The sequence below is a fragment of the Lysobacter sp. TAF61 genome (assembly GCF_052113485.1).
In the GTDB taxonomy this organism is placed as follows: Bacteria; Pseudomonadota; Gammaproteobacteria; order Xanthomonadales; family Xanthomonadaceae; genus Lysobacter_J.
Map to the genome: position 1 here is coordinate 36,094 of NZ_JBFRDH010000002.1, position 19,950 is coordinate 56,043.

A 19,950-nucleotide genomic window follows, 5' to 3' on the forward strand; every position below is an offset into this window, starting at 1 on the left:
GAGGGAACCCAAGCCGGCCAGGGATGCGCCTGAATCGGCGATGGATGCCACCAGCTGCGGTCTCTGCACGGGCCGCCGCGACCGACGGTCCGAGCCGTTCGCCCGATACGGCAAACACAGTGTTGCACCTGCCCATCACGCAACCGTTAAGGTGTCGTGCGGCTATGATCGGGCCACGCAATGCTTCGATGGTGCGACCCACTGCACGTGGTTCCGGCCTGCTGGTGCGCCGGAGTGTCGTCACCCAAAGTTGAACGGCCTCGCCGCAGCGGCGACCGGCCTCGGGACGAAAGCGGGGTTGCTCTCCCATGCAGACGCGGACAGCGATGAACGTCGCCCGCTATCGCTTTGGCCGGCTGACGCTGGAGCTGGCCAAGCGCGAGTTGCAGCGCGATGGCGTCGCGATCGCGCTGCCGGCACGCGCGTTCGAATGCCCGGGCTATCTGATCACGCACCGGGATCGCGCCGTGGGCCGGGACGAACTGGTTCGCGCGGTTTTCGGCCGCGCCGACGTATCCGACTCGCAACTGGCGCAGATCGTGCTGCGCACCCGCCGCACCCGTACATCGGACCTTCGCCCGGGCTCGCTGCCCGGGCGATTTTTTTGCCGCGCATGAAAAAGGCCGGCATGCGCCGACCTTTTTCGTGTCGCCTGGTTGCTGGCGTGCCGGATTACTCCGACTTCCACCACATCAGCAGCTCGTCCCACAGGCGCTTGAAGAAGCCACCCTGCTCGATCGCGTTGATGGCGACCAGCGGGCGCTGCGAGATCACCTTGCCGTCGAGCATCACCTTCACCGTGCCGATCTTCTGGCCCTTGGCGATCGGAGCAACCAGGGTCTTGGGCACGTCCATCATCGGCTTGAGCTGGTTGTACTTGCCGCGCGGCACGGTCACCAGCAGCGGCTCGGCGACGCCGAGCTGGACCTCGTCGGCGGATCCCTTCCACACCTTCTGCTTGGCGATCTGCTTGCCGACGTCGTAGAGCTTGTGCGTCTCGAAGAAGCGGAAGCCCCAGTTCAACAGTGCCTGCGAATCGACGGCGCGCTGGTTCTCGCTGCTCGATCCCATCACCACCGAGATCAGGCGCTGGTCGCCGCGCAGCGCGGACGCCATGAGGCAGTAACCGGCATTGGAGTGGTGGCCGGTCTTGATGCCATCGACCGACGGATCACGCCACAGCAGCAGGTTGCGGTTGGGCTGGGTGATCGGGCCGACCGTGAATTCCTTGATCTTGTTGTACGAGTACGCGACCGGGTAGTCGTGGATCAGGGCGCGGCCGAGCAGGGCCAGGTCGTGCGCGGTGGAGTAGTGGCCTTCCGCCGACAGACCGTGCGGGTTGACGAAGTGCGAGCCCTTCATGCCGATGCGCGCGGCGTACTGGTTCATCAGCGCGGCGAAGGCGTCGGTGGAGCCGGCGACGTGCTCGGCCAGGGCGATCGCGGCATCGTTGCCGGACTGCACCACCATGCCCTTTTCCATCTGCACCAGCGGCGCGGTCTTGTTGACCTCGAAGCCGGAGTAGCTGCCGTCGGTGCCGGCGCCGCCGGTGCGCCAGGCGTTCTCGGTCATCATCACCTGGTCGGTGTCCTTGACCTTGCCGGCGGCGAGTTCGGCGGCAATCACGTAGCTGGTCATCACCTTGGTGATGCTGGCCGGCTCGACGCGCTCGTCGTAGTTCTCGCCGGCCAGGATGTTGCCGCTGGCGGCGTCCATCAGCACCCATGCCTTGGAGGTGATCTGCGGCGGCGGCGGGACCGGCAGCGAGTCGCTGGCCGCGGGCAGCGCCGGAGCGGGCTGGGCGGCAGCCGGCTGCGGCGTCGGCGTCTGGGCGATGGCGAGACCGGTCACCAGGGTGGTGACGGCGGCCAGCGCGGCGGCTCTGGCAAGAGCGGGTACTTTCATTGTCTCAACTGCTCCGGAGGCCGGCGACGTGCCGGCCAGATATTGGGGGTTGTACCGAGGGTGAATTCTAGTCGCGGACGCGCTGCGGCTGGCCAAAACCCAGACCCGCGATGCGGGCTGCAAGTTCCGGGGCCTGGGCGGCCTGGAGGGGGCCCACGCGCAGGCGCCAGATGGTCTGGCCATTGGCGCTGGCGTCGGTGATCTGGGCCGTGTCGATGCCGGCGCGGCGCAATGTCGTCAGCGCGCGGTCGGCATTGGCACGGGCGGTGAAGCTGGCGACCTGCAGGACCACGCCGTCGGCAGGGCTGGGCGTTGGCGCGGCGGGCGCAGGTGCCGGCACTGTCGACATGGATGCTGCCGCCGGCGGCAACGGGGTCGCAGCCACGGTGGCGTTCGCGGCGGCGGCCGCCTGGTTCATCGCGGTCGGCTTGCCGGTGGCGATGCGCACACCGGGCGGCAGTTCGCCGGCCCGGGCGCTGGCCACGGGCATCGCGGCGATCAGTCGATCAATGGGCGTGGGCGCCGCCGGCTTGGCTGCCGGGGTGGGCGTGGAAGCGAGCACCGGCCGGTCATCGTCGCCAGGCACCAGCGCGCGCACTTCGACCCGGCCGGTGCCGCGCGCGGTGATGCCCAGCTTGACCGCGGCGGCGTAGCTCAGGTCGATGACGCGACCTTCGTGGAACGGGCCGCGATCGTTTACCCGGACCACCACCGACTTGCCATTGTCGAGGTTGGTGACGCGGGCGAAGCTGGGCAGCGGCAGCGTCTTGTGCGCGGCGGTGAAGGCGTACATGTCGTACACCTCCAGGTTGGAGGTGCGGCGGCCGTGGAACTTCTGGCCGTAGTACGAGGCCGTGCCCTGCTCGACGTAACCCTTGGGGTTGTCGAGCACGCGGTACTGCTTGCCGAGCACCGAATAACTGGGGCGGTTGCCGATCGCCGAACGCGGCTCGTTCGTCACTTCCGGCTCCGGGATCGCATCCACGTCAGGCACGTGGTCGGGCGTGCTGTCGGACACGCCCGGCTTGTACAGGCCGCCGGCGGTGTAGTGGCCGCGCGTGCTGGGATCTTCCTGGGCCGCCGCGTACGGCGATTTCTTCTTCCCGCCCGGCAACTGGCTGTGCTGCACCCCGCCCTTGTCGGGGATGCCCAACGACTGCGAAACAGACTTCTTCGGCGCACTCGCACAGGCGACCAGGCCCAACGCCAGCGAGGCGATGAGCGTGGAGCGGACAAGGCTGCAATGCATGGCCGTGGACCTCATGTCGAGGGCGGTGTGGCGACGACTGCGGGGGCGGCAGGACTGGTGGCGGCTGGTGCGGCAGCAGGAGCTGCAGCAGCTGCGGTCGGCTCGTTGGCGCGGCCGGCGATCGCCTCGCTGAGCTGGTACACCGCCATCGCGTAGTGCTTGGAGATGTTGTAGCGGGTGATCGCGTAGAAGTTGCGGAAGCCGAACCAGTATTCCTGGCCGTCCACGCCATCGAGCATCACCACCGTGGCGGTCTGCCCGGCCGGCACCGTGGTCAGCGGGCGGAATCCGCGCGCGGCCAGGTCGGCCATCGAGTAGACCGGGTCGAGGTTTTCCGGATCGATCGGCCTGGCATCGGCGGCGACATTGGCGCGCACCGTGACCGGGCCGCCGCGCACCCAGCCGCCCTTCTTGGCGAAGTAGTTGGCGATCGAGGCGAAGACGTCGTCGAGGTCGTTGAACAGGTCGCGCTTGCCGTCACCGTCGCCATCGACGGCGAATTCGCGGTAGCTCGACGGCATGAACTGGCCCCAGCCCATCGCGCCGGCGTAGCTGCCGTTGAGCGTGGTGATGTCGAAGCCGGTTTCCTTGCCGAGCGCGAACAGCTGGCCAAGCTCGCCGCGGAAGAACGCCTCGCGGCGATTCTCGCGATCGGCCTTGGCCGGGTCGCCGGTCCGCGGATAGGCGAACGCCAGCGTGTACAGCGCATCGAGCACCGGATAGCTGCCGGTGTTCTTGCCGAAGTTGGTTTCCACGCCAATGATCGACACGATCACTTCGGCCGGCACCCCGAACTTCGCCTGGGCGCGATCGAGTTCGGCGCGGTGCTCGGCGAGGAAGGCGCGGCCGCCGTCGATGCGTCCCTGGGTGATGAAGATCGGCCGGTAGTCGCGCCACGGCTTGGCTTCGGCCGGCTTGGACATCGCCGCGATGATGCTGTCGCGGATTTCGGCGCGGTCGAGCACCGATTCGATGTAGGCCGGGTCGATGCCGTACTGGGCCGCGGTGTCGCGCACGAACGCGGCCCGCGCTTCCGGCAGCGCCTTGCGCTCGTGCGGCTCGGGCAGCGCAGGCGTACCCGGGACCGAGGTCGCCGGGGCAGCGGGTTTGGCGGGAGTTTGTTGGGGAGCTGGCGCCGAAGCTTGGGTGGCGCAGCCGGCCAACGCGAACAGGAGCGCGCTGATCGCGGCGCTACGGAGAGTGTGGCGTCGGGTCATCGCCGCGAGGGTAGCACGCGGTCAACAAGGTCAAAACCGCGTGTTCAGGGGAGACTGAACCGGTAGTCAGGTTCATTCTGGCTGAACAGGTGGGAGCGCGAGGGCTGCCCTCATCCGCCCTCCGGGGAGCACGCCAGGCCGGGATCAGCGCGCGTACACCGGCCGGTGCGCCCGCACCGCCATCACCACGCCCAGCCCCGCCAGCAGCGAGACCGCCGAGGTGCCGCCATAGCTCAGCAGCGGCATCGGCACGCCGACCACCGGCAGCAGGCCCGAGATCATGCCGCCGTTGACGATCACATAGACGCAGAACGCCAGGCCGAGCGCGCCGGCGATCAGGCGCGAATAACCGTCTCGGGCCTCGGCGGCGATCCACAGGCAGCGGCCGATCACGAACAGGTACAGCGCCAGCACCGTCGCCACGCCGACCCAGCCGAACTCCTCGCTGAGCACGGCGAAGATGAAGTCGGTGGTGTGCTCGGGCAGGTAGTTCAGGTGCGACTGCGAGCCCTGCCCCCAGCCCTTGCCGGTGAGGCCGCCGGCGCCAATCGCGATCTTCGACTGGATGATGTTCCAGCCGGTGCCGAGCGGGTCGGATTCGGGATTGAGGAAGGTCAGGATGCGGTCCTGCTGGTACGGCCGCAGCAGCCAGAACCAGGCCACCGGCGCGATCGCCGCGACCGCGCCGAAGGCCATGCCGAACCACCACCACGGCAGCCCGGCCAGATACAGCGCGAACGCACCGCTCACGGCGACCAGCATCGCCGTGCCGAAGTCGGGCTGCAGCAGGATCAGGCCGGTGGGCACCGCGATCAGCAGGCCGGCAACGAGCACCGTGCGGAACCGGGGCGGCAGCGACTGCCGGTCCAGGTACCAGGCGACCATCATCGGCAGGGTCAGCTTGAGCAGTTCGGCCGGCTGCACGTAGACCACGCCGAGGTTGATCCAGTGGCGGCCGTGCTTGCCGGTGCCGATCAGCAGCACCAGCAGCAGCGGCAGCAGCGACAGGCCGAATGCGATCGGCGTCCAGTTGCGCAACTGGTTCGGCGGAATTCGCGAGAGCACCCACATCATCCCCAGGCCGGCGACGAAGAAGGCGCCCTGGCGCACGACCAGGCCGACGGCGTGGTCGGCGGCGCTGTAGAGCACGGCCAGGCCGATCACCATCAGCGCCAGCACGGCACCGAGCAGGGGCAGGTCGAAGGTGCGCATGAAGCGCACGAGCAGGTCGAACAGCCAGCGCAGGATCTGTCTCATCGGCTTGGCCCTGCCACTTCGATCACGGCGTCTTCTTCCAGCGGCAACGCAGCCACCGGCTGCGTCGGACGCACCGACTTCGGGTCGCTCGGCACCGGCTCGGGCATCTTGCCCAGCAGCCAGGCGTCGAAGATCTTGCGCGCGATCGGCGCGGCGGTACTGCCGCCGAAGCCGCCGTGCTCGACCGAGATCGCCACCACAATCGTCGGGTTGTCGGCCGGCGCGTAGCCGACGAACAGCGCCTGGTGACGCAGGTTGTACGGCAGCGAATGCGGATCGAAGCTGATGTTGCCCTTGCGGCTGATCTTCTGCGCGGTGCCGGTCTTGCCGGCCATCATGTACGGCGCGCCGATCGCCATCGCCCGACCGGTGCCGCCCGGGCCGTGGATGGTGCCGATCATGCCTTCCTGCACTGCGCGCAGGTTGCCGGCGTTGTCGGTGATGCGCGTCGGCGCCGGCTGCTGCAGCGGTGTCCACGGTGCGAGATAGCCGTCGCGGCGATCGGCGACGATGTGCGGGCGCACCAGGTTGCCGCCGTTGGCAATGGCGGCGGTGCCACGCGCAAGCTGCAGCACGGTCGCCACCCAGTAGCCCTGGCCGATGCCGGCATTGACGGTCTCGCCGGCGTACCACGGCTCCTTGCTGCGTTTGCGCTTCCAGTCCGGCGACGGCACCACGCCGGCCTTCTCGCCGAGCAGGTCGATGCCGGTCGGTTCGCCGAATCCATACTTGCGCATGTACTGGTCGAAGCGCTCGATGCCCATGTCGTAGGCGAGCTTGTAGTAATAGAAGTTCACCGACGCCGAGATCGACTTGCGCAGGTCGGTCCAGCCGGCGCCGCCGTGGGCGTCGCGCCAGCCGCGGCGCTGGCCGGGGATGTAGAAGGTGCCGGTCGAGAAGAACTTGTCCTCGGGCCGGCGCAGGCCGCTGTCGAGACCGGCCAGGCCGATCAGCGGCTTCACCGTCGAACCCGGCGGGCCGCCGCCGAGCACGTTGCGGTTGAACATCGGCCGCGACGGGTTGTCCATCAGCGCGCGGTAGTCGACGTTGGAGATGCCGTTGACGAACAGGTTGGGGTCGTAGCCCGGCAGGCTGACCATGCCCAGCACTTCGCCGGTGCGCGGATCGAGTGCCACGGCCGAGCCGTCCATGTCGCCGAAGGCGGTGACCATCGCCTGCTGAAGATCCAGGTCGATGCTCAGGCGCAGGTCGGCGCCGGGCGTGGCCGGGACGTGGCCGACCTGGCGCATCGGCCGGCCATCGACGTTGGTCTCGATCTGCTCGTAGCCGACCTTGCCGCGCAGCGCTTCCTCGTAATAGCGCTCCAGGCCGGTCTTGCCGATGTGGGTCAGCGAGGCGCCGCCTTCACCGAGCGCCTTGAGGTCGTCGGTATCGATGCGGGCGACGTAGCCGATCACGTGCGAGAACAGGTCGCCGTACGGGTAGCGGCGATTGAGGTACGACACCAGGTCGACGCCGGGATAGCGCCAGCGGTCGACGGCGAAGCGCGCGGCTTCTTCTTCGCTCACGCGCAGCTTCAGCGTGATCGGCTTGAAGCCGCGGGTGGCGCGGCGCTCGTCCTCGAAGCGGGTGATGTCCTCGGGCGTCAGGGCGATGACCTTGGCCAGCTCCGGCAACCAGGTCTCGGTCTTGCCGGCTTCGAACGGCGTCACTTCGATGCGGTAGGCAGGGACGTTGTCGGCCAGCACCCGGCCCTTGCGGTCGAGGATCAGCCCGCGCCCCGGCACCACCGGCCGCAGCTTGATGCGGTTGGCTTCCGAGCGCGTGGCGTAGTCGGCGTGCTGCCAGACCTGCAGTCGGAAATACCACAGCCCGAGCCCGGCCAGCGCCAGCAGCACGCAGCTGAAGGCGATGGCGGAGCGCAGGCGGAACTGGTTGGCTTCGGCTGCGGCGTTCTTGAGGACGCGACGACGCGGACCCATCGTCAACGCCCCCGCCAGCGGCCCAGTCGCAGCGAGTCCAGGCCCACGAACAACAACGGCCACAGCAACATGCCGGCCAGCGGCGCCAGCCAGTACGAGGCCGGCAGGGTCGGTTCGCCAACGGCGAAATGGATGGCCGAGGTGACGATGCGGTCGTTGAGCAGCAGGCCGCCGATCGCCAGCGCCTGTTGCGACATCGGGAAGAAGCGCAGCCGCGCGCGGAAGCGCTGCAGGATGTAGGCCATCACCACCAGCCGCAGCGCCTGCTCGCCGAACAGGCCGCCGTAGACCAGGTCACCGGCCAGGCCGATCAGGAACGCCACGCCCAGGCCGATGTGGTCGGGGTCCTCGATCACCCAGTACGCCAGCACCAGCGCCAGCCAGTACGGCCGCAGCGGCTGCAGTGTCGGCGGCAGCGGCAGCAGGCCCAGGATCAGCGCCACGACCAGGCTCAGCGGCAACACCCATTGCGGACGGACGCGCGTCATCATCGGCGCGGCTCCGTCTGCGCGGGCTGCGGCCTGGCGGGCGTGACCGGCTTCGGTTTCGCGGGCGTCGTTGCGGGTGTTTCCGTCGCAGGCGGCGCGGAGGTGGTGCCTTGTCCGATGGCGATCGTCGCCGCCGGCGCGGTCCCTGCTGGCGCGGTCGTCGCCGGCGAGGTGGTGGCATTGAAGGCGGTGGCGCCCGGCAGCGGGCTCGGCCGGTTGAGCAGCACCAGCACTTCGCGGCCACGGTCGAGCTGGGCGGCCGGCGTGACTTCGCCGATCAGGAAGGCGCGGCTGTCGTCCGGGCGCAGCGAGGCGATGGTGCCGACCGGGAAGCCCGGCGCGAAACGTCCGCCCAGGCCCGAGGTCACCAGCACGTCGCCGACCTTGATGTCGCTCGACAGCGGTACGCTCGGCACCCGCAACAGGTCGCTTCGGCCCTCGCCATAGACCACCAGGCGCACGCCATTGCGCGCCACGGCCACCGGGACGGCGTGGGAGGGGTCAGTCAGCAACAGCACGTTGGCGTACATCGGCGTGACCGCGATGATCTGGCCGAGCAGGCCGCCGGCGTCGATCACGCTCTGCCCGACCTGGACGCCATCGCGGCTGCCGGCATCGAGGACGAGGCGCTGGCGGGTCGGGTCGAGGTCGATGTCAAGCACCGGCGACAGCACCACGTCGAGCTTGCCGCGCTCGGCGGCATCGAGCAGGCCCCGCAAGCGGGCATTGTCGGCGGCCAGCGTCTGCAGGCGCGCCATTCGCGCCTGGTTGAGCATCAGGTCGTTGCGCAGGCGGCGGTTTTCGGCGGTGAGCTGGGTCAGCGTGCCGGCATCGTCACTGATGCGCTCCACCACCTGCCCCGGCCAGCCGGCGACCATCCACAGCGGCTGCACCATCAGCGTGACCTGGCGCCGCGCCTGGTTCAGCCAGCCGCCGCGATGGTCGAGCATGATCAGCATCACCGCCAGCGCCAGGTAGGCCAGCAACTTCAACGTACCGGCGACATCGCCCGTGCGGGCTGCGGTAGGAGGACCGGCGTAGGAAGGCACGAGGGCGTCGAGGGTTTCGAGGGCGGGAATGGAAAGCGGGAGTCGGGAGTATGAAGCGGGAACGACGCGCAGGCACAGGCGTCTGGTGAACGAACGGGCGGAACGGGTTCACCGTCACCATCCACGTCCACGGCGCCCATCGCTTCGCAGCCCCCGGACGCCCTTCGTTCCCTGTTCCCCTTTCCCCGTTCCCGCCTTTACGCAGTTACTCCGGCGCGAAAAACTCATTGCCGTGCATGTCGACCAGCTCCAGCGCGCGGCCACCACCGCGGGCGACACAGGTCAGCGGGTCGTCGGCGACCTGCACGTGCAGGCCCGTCTCCTCGCTGATCAGGCGGTCCAGGTCGCGCAGCAGGGCACCGCCACCGGTGAGCACGATGCCGCGCTCGGCGACGTCGGCGCACAGTTCCGGCGGGGTCTGCTCCAGCGCCAGCTTGATCGCCGAGACGATGCCGGCCAGCGGCTCGCGCAACGCCTCGAGGACCTCGTTGGAGTTGATCGTGATCATCTTCGGCACGCCCTCGGCGAGGTTGCGGCCGGAGACCTCGATCGAATTTGCCTTGGTCTGCGGGTAGGCGCAGCCGATCTCGATCTTGATGCGCTCGGAGGTCGCTTCGCCGATCAGCGTGCCGTAGGTGCGGCGCACGTAGCTGATGATCGACTCGTCGAAACGGTCGCCGCCGATGCGGACCGAGGCCGAGTAGACGATGCCGTTCAGGGCGATGACTGCGACTTCGGTGGTGCCGCCGCCGATGTCGACGACCATCGAGCCGCGTGCCTCGGTGACCGGCATGCCGGCGCCGATCGCGGCCGCCATGGGCTCTTCGATCAGGTAGACCTCACGGGCGCCGGCTTCTTCGGCCGACTCCTTGATGGCGCGGCGCTCGACCTGGGTCGAGCCGCAGGGCACGCACACCAGCACGCGCGGGCTCGGGCGCAGGAAGCGCGACTTGTGCACCTTGCGGATGAAATGCTTGAGCATTTCCTCGGTGTAGGTGAAGTCGGCGATGACGCCGTCCTTCATCGGGCGGATCGTGGTGATGTGGCCCGGGGTGCGCCCGAGCATCATCTTGGCTTCGCTGCCCACCGCCGCGACGGTGCGGTTGCCGCCGATCAGGCGGTCCTGGCGGACGGCGACCACCGATGGTTCGTTCAGGACGATTCCCTGGCCGCGGACATAGATGAGGGTGTTGGCCGTGCCCAGGTCGATGGACAGGTCGTTGGAAAACATGCCGCGAAACTTCTTGAACATCGAGGGATAGGCCGTCAAATGGGGGCGCGAGGGGTTCGCTAGCCTAGCAACCGCCCCCCCTGCGAGCAAGGAAAAAACCTGCAAATCCCGGCACTTCGTGCCGCCGAGGGTCACCCCGGGGGTTGCGGCCCCATTGCGGCCCCATTGCGACCCCATTGCGACCCCATTGCGGCCTCATCGCGACCCCGTCGCGACCCGACTTCCGCCGCGAAGGGCGCCCGGAAGCGCGGCCCCGGGGTGGCAACGGCCGTGGCCGCTGGCCGCCGGAGCCCCCCTCGGCTACCCTAGCGCCCGCGCGGCGCTCGGGCCGCTTTTTTTCTTTTGGGGTATCAACGATGTCTGCGCTGATCTGCGGCTCTCTGGCCTACGACACCATCATGGTGTTTCCCGACCAGTTCAAGAACCACATCCTGCCGGACAAGGTTCACATCCTGAACGTGTCGTTCCTGGTGCCGCGCATGCGCCGCGAGTTCGGCGGCTGCGCCGGCAACATTGCCTACAACCTCAAGCTGCTCGGCGGCGATCCGATCCCGATGGCGACCGTCGGCCAGGACTTCGCGCCGTACCGCGAGCACTTCGAGCAGCAGGGCATCAACCTGTCGCAGGTGAAGGAGATCGAGGAGCTGTTCACGCCGCAGGCCTTCATCACCACCGACCACGACAACAACCAGATCACCGCGTTCCATCCGGGCGCGATGATGCGCAGCTACGAGAACCACGTGCGCGACGTGAAGGGTGTCACGTTCGGCATCGTCAGCCCCGACGGTCGCGAAGGCATGCTGCAGAACGCGACCGAGTTCGCCGAACTGGGCATCCCCTTCATCTTCGATCCGGGCCAGGCGATGCCGCTGTTCAACGGCGAAGAGCTGCGCCACTTCATCGAGCAGTCCGACTACGTCACGGTCAACGACTACGAGTCGAACCTGCTGCAGGAACGCACCGGCTGGAGCGAGAACGACATCGTCAAGCGGGTCAAGGCGTACATCACCACGCGCGGCCCGCACGGCTCGCAGATCCACACGCCGGAAAAGACCTATGACATCCCGCCGGCGCACGAGCGCCGCGTGACCGACCCGACGGGCTGCGGCGATGCATTCCGCGCCGGCCTGATCTTCGGCATCGAGAAGGGTTACGACTGGCTCACCATCGGCCGCATGGGCAACCTGATGGGCGCGCTCAAGGTCGAACACCCGGGCACGCAGAACCAGCGCTTCGACTACGACGAGTTCAACGAACAGTTCAAGCAGCAGTTCGGCTACTCGCTGTAAGCGTCACATCATGTGCGCAAGCCACAGCAGTTCGGGCGCCGCCAGGCGTTCGAACTCCTTGTAGGGCATGCGCACCACTTCGGTGTGGTTGCCGGCGTTGAACGCGACTTCATCCTGGTGCGCCAGGCGCGAGTCGACATATACCGGCATGCCATAGAGGTGGCCGAACGGCGGCATCGCGCCGGGCTCGCAGTCGGGGAACGCGCCGCGGAACTCGGCTTCCTCGGCCAGCTCGACCGTCGCGCCGCCAAGGGCGAGCCCGAGCCGATAGAGATCGACCCGGTAAGTCGATGGCATCACCACCATCGCCATGCGGCCGTCGGCCTTGATCATCACCGACTTGGCGAAATGCACCGGTTCGATGTGGGCGATCGAGGCGGTGTCGTGCGCGGTGATCGTGCGCGGGTGGTTCAACGTGGTGTAGGGCGCTTGTCCCTGGTCGAGCAGGTTGTGCAGGCGTGGAGAGAGCATGGCGACCTCCGCCTGGCTCGGCTGCGCTCCAGTCACGGCCGTGCCGCTGGGTGGACCGGCGCGCACATCCGCCGCGCGCCGCCTCAGCAAGACCACCGGTCCTGCATGAACTGGACTTTACTCCACGCCTGTAACGATCTCGTAAGCGTGGCCGATGCCGGAAGCGAGCTGCGCGTCGCATCCGCACAGCCGATCAGGCGTCAGGCATGGCCCACAGCGTGTCGACCTCAGTTCCACTTCGGCAGTTTCGTGGGGTCCAGCCCGCCTACCTCGAACACGGCCGTGCGCGTTCCGCCGGCCTTGACCGGGAACTCGATGGCGATGGTCCTGGCCGCCTTCACGGTCTTCCACAGCGCGCGCTCGTCCTCGATGAACATCGCGATCGCCTGGTCGGTTTTCGGCCGGCTCGCCGCCACCGGCTTCGGCGCGGCATCGTCGATCTTCAGTTTCACCTTGCAGCCGCCGTAGCAGTCGAAGTCGCCGGCCTCCAGCACCAGGTAGCTGCTGCGCCCCCAATCGGGGTGGTCGCGGAAGATCAGCTGCACCGGCCGCGCGCCGCTACCGTCGGTGTCGACGTAGTCCTTGCCGTAGATCGACGCCGACAGCTGCTCGCCGCCCTTCACCGGCTGCGTCTGGTAGGTCCACAGCGCGGCCAGGCGCCGCTGCTCGCGCGCATGCGTCGCCTTGTCCCTGACCTCCTGGTGGCGCTCCTCGATGCGTGCGGCGGCCGCGCTGCCCGGGTACTTGGCCATCAGTACGTCGCCGTGGGCGCGCGCCAGCTCCCAGTTCTGCTTGCCGTACTCGGCCTCGAACGCGTCGGCCATGGCATCGGCCTCGTGTTCGCGCGCGGCCGCCTGCTGCGCTTCGGCCACCTTCGGATCCTGCGCGGGTCCGCAGGCGGCCACGGCCATGGCCGCGGCGAGGATCGCCGGGCCGGTCAGTCTGCGCATGCCACTCATGGTCCCTGCCCTCGTTCAATCAGCATCTCGATCGCCTGCGCGACCATGTCGGGTTGCTCGACCAATGACATATGGCCGCAGTTATCTAGAAGTACGCGGTTGGCGTGCGGAATCTGCTGCGCGTACAGCGCCAGCGCGCTGGAATCGATCACCGCATCCTGACGGCACCACAGCAGCAGCGCCGGCTGGCGGATGTCGGCAGCGGCCTGGCCAGGCAGGAAGCTTTCGTCGCCGCGGCCAATGCGCGTGAGCACCTGCTGCTCGAACGCGGCATCGCCACGGCGGCGATTGATGTAGATGCGATCGGCCGGCCACGGAATCCACGGCCGCGCGCCGGGGTCATGGAACACGGTATCGAGATAGCGCTTGAGCGAGGCTTCGTCCTCGACGCCGAACGGGTTCTGCCCCGCCAGCACGCGCGCGCCGAAGCGGTTGTCGGCAAAGCGCACGCCCGCGGCGTCGATCAGGCCGACGCGCGCGACCTCCTGCGGATGGCGGGCGGCGACGAGTGCGGCGATGCCACCACCCATCGAATGACCGAGCAACACGACGCCGCGCGGGTCGGCGGCGACCTGCCTGATGAAATGGTCGACGCGCTCGCTCTGGGCGAGGAAGCCATAGTCGGCGCCGGGAACGCGCTGGCTCTCGCCCCAGCCCGGCAGGTCCGGAATCAGCAGGCGGTAGTGTCCGCGCAGACGCCGCGCCACCGGGTACCAGTTTTCCTTGCTGCCGGTGAAGCCGTGCAGCATCACCAGCGTCGGCGCGTCCTTCGGGGCATCATCGCTGTAGGCGTAGACCCAGAGATGATCGTCGACCCGGACGCTTTGCCGCGACAGGCCCGCGGCCAGGCGTTGACGCGCGAAGTCGGCGCGAACCACCGTGTAGGGATCGCGCCACAGGGCAATGGCGGCAATCGCGGCGACGAGCACCAGCGATGCGAGCAGGACAATGGTGAGGGTGCGCGGCCTGCGTGGTGGCACGTGTGGTCCTCGATGCTTCCCCAACCCTCCCCTGCATGCAGGGGAGGGAGCAGAGCGATTACTGCTTGGCCGAAGCCGACTGCGCCTTGGCGATCGCCGCCTCCACCGATTCGGTAGTGATCGGGTGGTAGCCCGGGCGCGCCCTGGCGAAGGTGTCCTGGGCCAGCTTCAGGCCCGCAGGCGTCTTCACCAGCTCGTTGTAGGTCGGCATGATCAGCTTGCGGCGGCCGATGCGCTCCAGGAATGCAGCGATGGCGTCATTGGCCTGCGCGTAGCCGCTGCGCACGGCAAGCGGATACCAGCGCTGCGCAATCTCGCCGTTCGGCGTGCCAGTGAAGTGGTAGCTGGCGTCGAGCGCGGCCAGCTGTTCCGGCTTGAGCGTGGGCGGCATGCCGTCGAGGAAGTGCTCCCACTCCTGCGTGCTCCACTTCGCGGTCGCGTCTTTTGCCGGCAGCGTGCCGGCGTCGAGCCATGCCTTGCGCGCGGCATCGACGGCGTCGAAGCGCGGCGACACGGTCTTGGGTGCATCGGCCGGCACGCCCGGCTGGTAGATCCACTCGTCGAGCTCGGCCTCGCTGACCTTGCCCGGGTACTTGGCGAGCAGGTTGGCCTTGGCGTATTCGATGAACGTGGTGGTCGGGATGCTCTGGAAGGCGAAGTGGTCGAAGTAGCCCTTCAGGAAGGGATCGAATGCCTCGCGGCCGTAACGCTCCTCGAGGAACTGCAGGAACCACGCGCCCTTGGTGTACACGGTCGAACTGCTGGAGTCATCGGGATTGCTCACCGTGCCCGGGCGCTGTGCCAGCACCTGCAGCTTCGGATCGATCTCCTTGTACTCGGCGGCGAGCTCGTTGCGCGCGATCACCTTCTCCATGTCGGCGGCCGGCTTGCCGTACAGATCCTCGACGATGCGGTTCTCGACGTAGCTGGTGAAGCCTTCGTTGAGCCAGCTGTCCTTGGGCGTGGAGAACGTCACCAGGTTGCCCGACCAGCTGTGCGCCAGCTCATGCGCGACCAGCGACACCAGCGACTTGTCGCCGACGATCACGGTCGGCGTGGCGAAGGTCATGCGCGGGTTTTCCATGCCGCCATACGGGAACGACGGCGGCAGCACGAGGATGTCGTAACGCTCCCAGCGGTACGGCCCGTACAGGCGCTCGGCCGTCTGCATCATCTTCTCGGTGTCGTCGAATTCCTTCGCCGCCTTCTTCACCATCGCCGGTTCCGCCCACACGCCGGCACGGCCGCTGATCGGCTGGAACACCAGGTCGCCGGCGGCGATCGCCAGCAGGTACGACGGGATCTTCTGCGGCATGGTGAAGGTGTAGTCGCCATCACGCGCCGCCTTCGGGTCGTTGTCGGCGCTCATCAGCACCATCGCGTCCTTGGGCGAGGTCACGTGCGCGGTGTAGGTGAAGCGCACCTGCGGCGTGTCCTGCAGCGGCACCCACGAACGCGCGTGGATCTGCTGCGACTGGCTGAACATGAAGGGCGTCTTCTTGCCCTCGGTCATCGCCGGCGTCAGCCACTGCAGGCCGGAGGCGTTGGGCGAGGTGTGATAACTGACGCGGATGCGCTTGTTGCGCGAGGGCGATTCGATCACCAGCTTGCTGCCGAGGATCTTGTCCTTGTCGCCGACCTTCCAGGTCAGGTCGTCCCACTTGCCGTCGGCGCGCTCGCCGACGATCTTCTCGATGGCGATGTCGCGCGTGTCGAGGACCAGCTGCGTCGCCTTCAGGTCGGTCCAGTCCAGCGTGTAGGTCGCGCTGCCGCCGAGTTCCTTCTTGTCGAAGTCGACCTGCAGCATCAGGGCGAGGTCGTCGATGCGTACCTTGGACGGCTCGGAATAGGAGAACTCGTCGACGACGGCAGCGGTCTTCTGGTCGGATGCGGCCACTGCGGCGGCCTCCCTGGAAGCGGTGGCGGCCGGCGGCGCGGCATCGCGCGAGCAACCGGCGGCAAGGGCGGCAACGAGGCAGAGGGACAGGATCGAATAACGCATGAGGGCCACGGCGGACAGGGTGATCGGCCGAGTTTAGCGCCTCGCCGGACCGCGGGCACGGCTGCGGCGAGGCCCGTTCGGGGGACCGTCAGCCGCCCTGACCGTCGTCCCGGCGGACGCCGGGATCCATTGGACCTTCCCGAAAATCAAGGGTTCCCGCCCTTGCGGGAATGACGGAACCGGTGGGCCATGGCCCCGGTCCCGGTGGTCGCCCGGACGAGGGCTCAGACCTTGTAGCCGGTGTGGATCGCGACGATGCCGCCCGAGAGGTTGCGGTAGTCGCAGCGCGCGAATCCGGCGTCGACCATCATCGCCTTCAGCTGATCCTGCGGCGGATGCTTGCGGATGCTCTCGGCCAGGTACTGGTAGCTGTCGGAATCGTTGGCGAACAGCTTGCCCAGCTGCGGGAGCACCTTGAACGAATGGAAGTCGTAGATCGGCTTGAACCAGTCGGCCTTCACTTCCGAGAACTCCAGCACGCGCGCCTGGCCGCCAACCTTCAGCACGCGCTGCATCTCCCGCAGCGCCGCGTCCTTGTCGGTGACGTTGCGCAGGCCGAAGGCGATCGTGACCAGGTCGAAGGTAGCGTCGGGGAACGGCAGCTTCTCGGCATTCATCTGCACGTATTCGAAGCCGGCGACCTTGCCCATGTCGGTCATGCGGTCGCGGCCGACGCGCAGCATCTCGCCGTTGATGTCGCCCAGCACGATGCTGCCGGCATCGCCGACGCGGTCGCGCAGCAGCAGGGCGATGTCGCCGGTGCCGCCGGCCAGGTCGAGCACGCGGTCGCCGCGCTTGACCTGGGCGGTGCCGACGAAATAGCGCTTCCACACGCGGTGCACGCCCAGCGACATAAGGTCGTTCATCAGGTCGTACTTGCTGGCGACCGAGGAGAACACCTGGCCGACCAGCTTCTGCTTCTCGCCGGTGGGAACGTCGCGGAAGCCGAAGTGGGTGGTGCCGGGCTTGTCGCCGGGCTTTTCTGGGCTGGAATGGCTCATCTGGCGATTATCGCATCAACGTGCAATTCCGGGGTCGCCCCAGCGCCCGGCCCCGGCCCCGACCCAAGCCTGGAGGGAGAACCGCGATGAGCCAGGTTGCGCCCCGGGAATGGCTGCCGCACGAGCGGCCGCAGTTTCCGGGCTCGCCCTCGACCCCGCTGCACCCGACCTGGCTGCGCTGGTCGTTCGGGCTGGTCGGCGCGCTGGTCGCCATCACCGGCAGCCTGGGCAACGCCATGGTCGTCACCAACCAGCTGCAGTTGCAGGGCTCGCTCGGCGTGACCGCGGTGGAGATCGCATGGCTGCCGGCCGCGTACGTGATGACCAACGTCTCGGCCAACCTCATCCTGATCAAGTTCCGCCAGCAGTACGGCCTGCGGCTGTTCACCGAGATCAGCCTGGTGCTGTATGCGCTGGTGACGTTCGGACACCTGTTCGTGCACGGCCTGGGCTCGGCAATCGCGGTGCGCGCCGCGCACGGCATCGTCGGCGCGGCGCTGACCACGCTGGGCATCTTCTACATGATCCAGGCGCTGCCGGCGCAGCATCGGCTTCGCGCATTGGCGATCGGCATCGGCCTGAGCCAGATCGGCGCGCCGATCGCGCGGGTGATCTCGCCGGACCTGCTCGAATTCGGCGAGTGGCGCGGCCTGTATCTGTTCGAACTCGGCCTGGCGTTGCTGTCGCTGGGCGCGGTGCTGCTGTTGCGACTGCCGCCCGGCGACCGCTACAAGGTCTTCGAACGGCTCGACGCGCTGTCCATCACCCTGCTGTCGGTCGGCATGGCCCTGCTCTGCGCGGTGCTGTCGCTGGGGAGGACCGTGTGGTGGCGGGAGGCGCCGTGGATCGGCTGGTGCCTGGCCGGATCCATCGTGCTGGTGGTGGCCGGCATCGCTGTGGAGCACTTCCGCGCCAACCCGCTGATCAACACGCGCTGGCTCAGCAGCGGCCTGATGCTGCGCCTGGGCATCGCGATCATCCTGCTGCGGATGGCGTTGTCGGAGCAGAGCGTCGGCGCGGTCGGCTTCCTGCAGGCGATGGGCCTGACCAACGAGCAGATGCGCGGCTTGTTCACCGTGGTGTTGCTGGGCTGCCTGATCGGCATCGCCACCAGCGCGATGACGGTCAAGCCCGTGCTGACCCGCGTGCCGGCGCTGATCGCATTGACCTGCATCATGATCGGCGCGCTGATGGATGCCTATTCCAACAACCTCACGCGGCCACCGCAGCTGATGGTCAGCCAGTTCCTGATCGGATTTGGCAGCACCTACTTCCTCGCACCGGCGCTGATCGCCGGCGTCGGCAGCGTGATCGCGCAGCCGCGCAACCTGATCAGTTTCTTCGTGATGTTCAGCATCACCCAGAACGTCGGCGCGCTGTTCGGTTCGGCGTTCCTGGGCACGTTCCAGGTGATGCGCGAGAAGTTCCACTCCAGCCAGCTGGTGCAGAACCTGACCCTGCTCGACCCGCAGGTGGCCGCGCGCATCCAGTCCGGCGCCGGCACCTACGGGCAGACCGTCACCGACCCGGCCCTGCGCAGCGCCCTGGGCGTGCGCGAGCTGGGCGTGGCGGCTTCACGCGAAGCCAATGTGCTTGCCTATAACGATGTCTACTTCGCCATCGCCGCCCTCGCGCTGATGACCATGATCTGGCTGACCATCGTCGCGACCCGGGCGCGCCTGCAGGCCCGACGCGAACGCCTTGCGGCCGCCCACGCAACCGCGGCATCGACGCCATGAGCACACCCTCGCCTCCGCCGCCTCCGTCCGCGCCCACACCCGCCACCGCGCCGCCGCAACCGGCGCCGGCCGCGCCGCCCACGTTGCCGCCGCGCCCGCGCTGGCAGATCGCGGCCTTTGCCGCGGTGGCGATCGGTGGCGCACTGGTGGTGCTCTATGCCTGGCACCTGCCACCGTTCCGCACGCCGGTGCAGAGCACCGAGAACGCCTACGTACGTGGCCTGGTCACCGTGATCAGCCCGCAGGTGAGCGGCTACGTCACACATGTGCCGGTGCGCGATTTCCAGCACGTGCGCAAGGGCGAACTGCTGGTGCAGATCGACGACCGCCTGTACCGGCAGCAGGTCGACCAGGCCAGTGCGCAGTTGCAGGCGGCGCGGGCAAATCTCGCCAACTGGACGCAGCAGTTACGCAGCGCGCAGGCCAACGTGGCGCAGACCCGCGCGACGGTCGCCAGCAACAATGCCGTGCATGTCCGCACCGCGGCGACGCTGCGGCGCACCGACAGCCTGGCCGGCCAGCAACTGCTGTCGGCGCAGGACCTCGACAACGCCTACGCCGCCAACGCCCAGGCGGTGGCCGGGCTGAGCCAGTCGCGCGCGGCGGTGGAGGCGGCCGAACAGAGCGTGCGCAGCGTCAGCGTCAACCGCGCCGCGCTGGAGGCGGCGGTGGCCGGCGCCGAAGCCGCGGTCAAGCTGGCCCAGATCAACCTCGACCACACCCGCATCGACGCGCCGCGCGACGGCCAGCTCGGCCAGGTCACGGTTCGCCAGGGCGCCTACGTCACCAACGGCACGCAGTTGATGGCGCTGGTGCCGGGCATCCTGTGGGTGGTGGCGAACTACAAGGAAACGCAGATGCAGCACATGCGCATCGGCCAGCCGGCGCGCTTCAGCGTCGATGCGCTCGGCGGGCAGCGCCTGACCGGCCGCGTGCTGGAGATTTCGCCCGCGGCAGGTTCGGAGTTCAGCGTGCTGCCGGCCGACAACGCCACCGGCAACTTCGTCAAGATCGCCCAGCGAATCCCGGTCAAGGTGTCCATCGACCGCGGCCAGGAAGCGGCCGCGCGGTTGCGGCCGGGCATGTCGGTGGTGGTCGACATCGATACGTCGGCGCAGCGTGGCAATTGAGCACGTGGCAATTGAGCGCGTGACAATTGAGCGCGCGACG

At 68.2% G+C, this 19,950-nt stretch carries 16 protein-coding genes and 1 pseudogene; 4 read left to right on the forward strand and 13 right to left on the reverse strand.

The window, feature by feature from the left end:
* The first annotated feature begins 326 nt into the window (after positions 1–326).
* Positions 327–617, forward strand: a complete 291-nt coding sequence (locus AB4Y64_RS04615) for a winged helix-turn-helix domain-containing protein (protein WP_441815273.1) — start codon at positions 327–329, stop codon at positions 615–617.
* A 55-nt stretch (positions 618–672) separates the two neighbouring features.
* Here AB4Y64_RS04615 and AB4Y64_RS04620 read toward each other — a convergent pair whose 3' ends face one another.
* From AB4Y64_RS04620 to AB4Y64_RS04655, 8 genes and pseudogenes are all read right to left on the reverse strand, one after another.
* A complete protein-coding gene (locus AB4Y64_RS04620) occupies positions 673–1,905 on the reverse strand; it encodes a D-alanyl-D-alanine carboxypeptidase family protein (RefSeq protein ID WP_441815274.1) in 1,233 nt (410 codons plus the stop codon).
* A 67-nt stretch (positions 1,906–1,972) separates the two neighbouring features.
* A complete protein-coding gene (locus tag AB4Y64_RS04625; protein WP_441815275.1) occupies positions 1,973–3,154 on the reverse strand; it encodes a septal ring lytic transglycosylase RlpA family protein in 1,182 nt (393 codons plus the stop codon).
* A 98-nt stretch (positions 3,155–3,252) separates the two neighbouring features.
* Positions 3,253–4,371: pseudogene (gene mltB, locus AB4Y64_RS04630) on the reverse strand (lytic murein transglycosylase B); the annotation flags it as partial.
* 144 nt (positions 4,372–4,515) lie between these two features.
* Positions 4,516–5,628, reverse strand: coding sequence for a rod shape-determining protein RodA (gene rodA / locus AB4Y64_RS04635; protein WP_441815276.1), 1,113 nt, complete (start codon positions 5,626–5,628; stop codon positions 4,516–4,518).
* Positions 5,625–7,571 carry a penicillin-binding protein 2 gene (gene mrdA, locus AB4Y64_RS04640; RefSeq protein ID WP_441815277.1) on the reverse strand — a complete coding sequence of 649 codons (1,947 nt, stop codon included), beginning with the start codon at positions 7,569–7,571 and terminating at the stop codon, positions 5,625–5,627. Before mrdA ends, rodA begins: the two co-directional genes overlap by 4 nt.
* Before the next feature lie 2 nt (positions 7,572–7,573).
* Complete coding sequence (mreD, locus tag AB4Y64_RS04645; protein WP_441815831.1) at positions 7,574–8,059, reverse strand: rod shape-determining protein MreD; 486 nt, start codon at positions 8,057–8,059, stop codon at positions 7,574–7,576.
* Positions 8,059–9,108: a rod shape-determining protein MreC gene (gene mreC, locus AB4Y64_RS04650; protein WP_441815278.1), complete on the reverse strand. Its 1,050-nt coding sequence runs from the start codon at positions 9,106–9,108 to the stop codon at positions 8,059–8,061. The genes mreD and mreC overlap by 1 nt, the downstream gene beginning before the upstream one ends.
* A 205-nt stretch (positions 9,109–9,313) precedes the next feature.
* A complete protein-coding gene (locus tag AB4Y64_RS04655; RefSeq protein ID WP_441815279.1) occupies positions 9,314–10,360 on the reverse strand; it encodes a rod shape-determining protein in 1,047 nt (348 codons plus the stop codon).
* Between the two features lie 335 nt (positions 10,361–10,695).
* Here AB4Y64_RS04655 and AB4Y64_RS04660 point away from each other — a divergent pair, with 335 nt between their 5' ends.
* A complete protein-coding gene (locus tag AB4Y64_RS04660) occupies positions 10,696–11,628 on the forward strand; it encodes a carbohydrate kinase family protein (RefSeq protein WP_441815280.1) in 933 nt (310 codons plus the stop codon).
* 3 nt (positions 11,629–11,631) lie between these two features.
* On the opposite strand, the gene AB4Y64_RS04665 is transcribed toward AB4Y64_RS04660, so the two are convergent.
* From AB4Y64_RS04665 to ubiE, 5 genes are all read right to left on the reverse strand, one after another.
* Complete coding sequence (locus AB4Y64_RS04665; RefSeq protein ID WP_441815281.1) at positions 11,632–12,099, reverse strand: aminoacyl-tRNA deacylase; 468 nt, start codon at positions 12,097–12,099, stop codon at positions 11,632–11,634.
* A gap of 227 nt (positions 12,100–12,326) precedes the next feature.
* Complete coding sequence (locus AB4Y64_RS04670; protein ID WP_441815282.1) at positions 12,327–13,049, reverse strand: hypothetical protein; 723 nt, start codon at positions 13,047–13,049, stop codon at positions 12,327–12,329.
* A gap of 5 nt (positions 13,050–13,054) precedes the next feature.
* On the reverse strand, positions 13,055–14,038 hold the full coding sequence (locus tag AB4Y64_RS04675; protein WP_441815283.1) for an alpha/beta fold hydrolase: 984 nt from the start codon (positions 14,036–14,038) through the stop codon (positions 13,055–13,057).
* A 58-nt stretch (positions 14,039–14,096) separates the two neighbouring features.
* Positions 14,097–16,040, reverse strand: coding sequence for a M1 family metallopeptidase (locus AB4Y64_RS04680; protein WP_441815284.1), 1,944 nt, complete (start codon positions 16,038–16,040; stop codon positions 14,097–14,099).
* Between the two features lie 224 nt (positions 16,041–16,264).
* Entirely contained in the window at positions 16,265–17,041 is a 777-nt protein-coding gene (gene ubiE / locus AB4Y64_RS04685; RefSeq protein WP_441815285.1) for a bifunctional demethylmenaquinone methyltransferase/2-methoxy-6-polyprenyl-1,4-benzoquinol methylase UbiE, read from the reverse strand.
* Between the two features lie 86 nt (positions 17,042–17,127).
* Between ubiE and AB4Y64_RS04690 the strand changes: the two genes are divergently transcribed.
* Both AB4Y64_RS04690 and AB4Y64_RS04695 read left to right on the forward strand, forming a co-directional pair.
* On the forward strand, positions 17,128–18,780 hold the full coding sequence (locus AB4Y64_RS04690) for an MFS transporter (RefSeq protein WP_441815286.1): 1,653 nt from the start codon (positions 17,128–17,130) through the stop codon (positions 18,778–18,780).
* Positions 18,777–19,910: an HlyD family secretion protein gene (locus AB4Y64_RS04695; protein WP_441815287.1), complete on the forward strand. Its 1,134-nt coding sequence runs from the start codon at positions 18,777–18,779 to the stop codon at positions 19,908–19,910. The genes AB4Y64_RS04690 and AB4Y64_RS04695 overlap by 4 nt, the downstream gene beginning before the upstream one ends.
* Positions 19,911–19,950: the final 40 nt, after the last annotated feature.

Coding starts and splice junctions, on each gene's coding strand:
- AB4Y64_RS04695 (WP_441815287.1), top strand. CDS start 18,777: ATGAGCACACCCTCGCCTCCGCCGCCTCCGTCCGCGCCCACACCCGCC.
- AB4Y64_RS04625 (WP_441815275.1), bottom strand. CDS start 3,154: ATGCATTGCAGCCTTGTCCGCTCCACGCTCATCGCCTCGCTGGCGTTG.
- AB4Y64_RS04670 (WP_441815282.1), bottom strand. CDS start 13,049: ATGCGCAGACTGACCGGCCCGGCGATCCTCGCCGCGGCCATGGCCGTG.
- AB4Y64_RS04690 (WP_441815286.1), top strand. CDS start 17,128: ATGAGCCAGGTTGCGCCCCGGGAATGGCTGCCGCACGAGCGGCCGCAG.
- ubiE (WP_441815285.1), bottom strand. CDS start 17,041: ATGAGCCATTCCAGCCCAGAAAAGCCCGGCGACAAGCCCGGCACCACC.
- AB4Y64_RS04680 (WP_441815284.1), bottom strand. CDS start 16,040: ATGCGTTATTCGATCCTGTCCCTCTGCCTCGTTGCCGCCCTTGCCGCC.
- rodA (WP_441815276.1), bottom strand. CDS start 5,628: ATGAGACAGATCCTGCGCTGGCTGTTCGACCTGCTCGTGCGCTTCATG.
- AB4Y64_RS04655 (WP_441815279.1), bottom strand. CDS start 10,360: ATGTTCAAGAAGTTTCGCGGCATGTTTTCCAACGACCTGTCCATCGAC.
- AB4Y64_RS04620 (WP_441815274.1), bottom strand. CDS start 1,905: ATGAAAGTACCCGCTCTTGCCAGAGCCGCCGCGCTGGCCGCCGTCACC.
- mrdA (WP_441815277.1), bottom strand. CDS start 7,571: ATGGGTCCGCGTCGTCGCGTCCTCAAGAACGCCGCAGCCGAAGCCAAC.
- AB4Y64_RS04660 (WP_441815280.1), top strand. CDS start 10,696: ATGTCTGCGCTGATCTGCGGCTCTCTGGCCTACGACACCATCATGGTG.
- mreD (WP_441815831.1), bottom strand. CDS start 8,059: ATGACGCGCGTCCGTCCGCAATGGGTGTTGCCGCTGAGCCTGGTCGTG.
- AB4Y64_RS04615 (WP_441815273.1), top strand. CDS start 327: ATGAACGTCGCCCGCTATCGCTTTGGCCGGCTGACGCTGGAGCTGGCC.
- AB4Y64_RS04665 (WP_441815281.1), bottom strand. CDS start 12,099: ATGCTCTCTCCACGCCTGCACAACCTGCTCGACCAGGGACAAGCGCCC.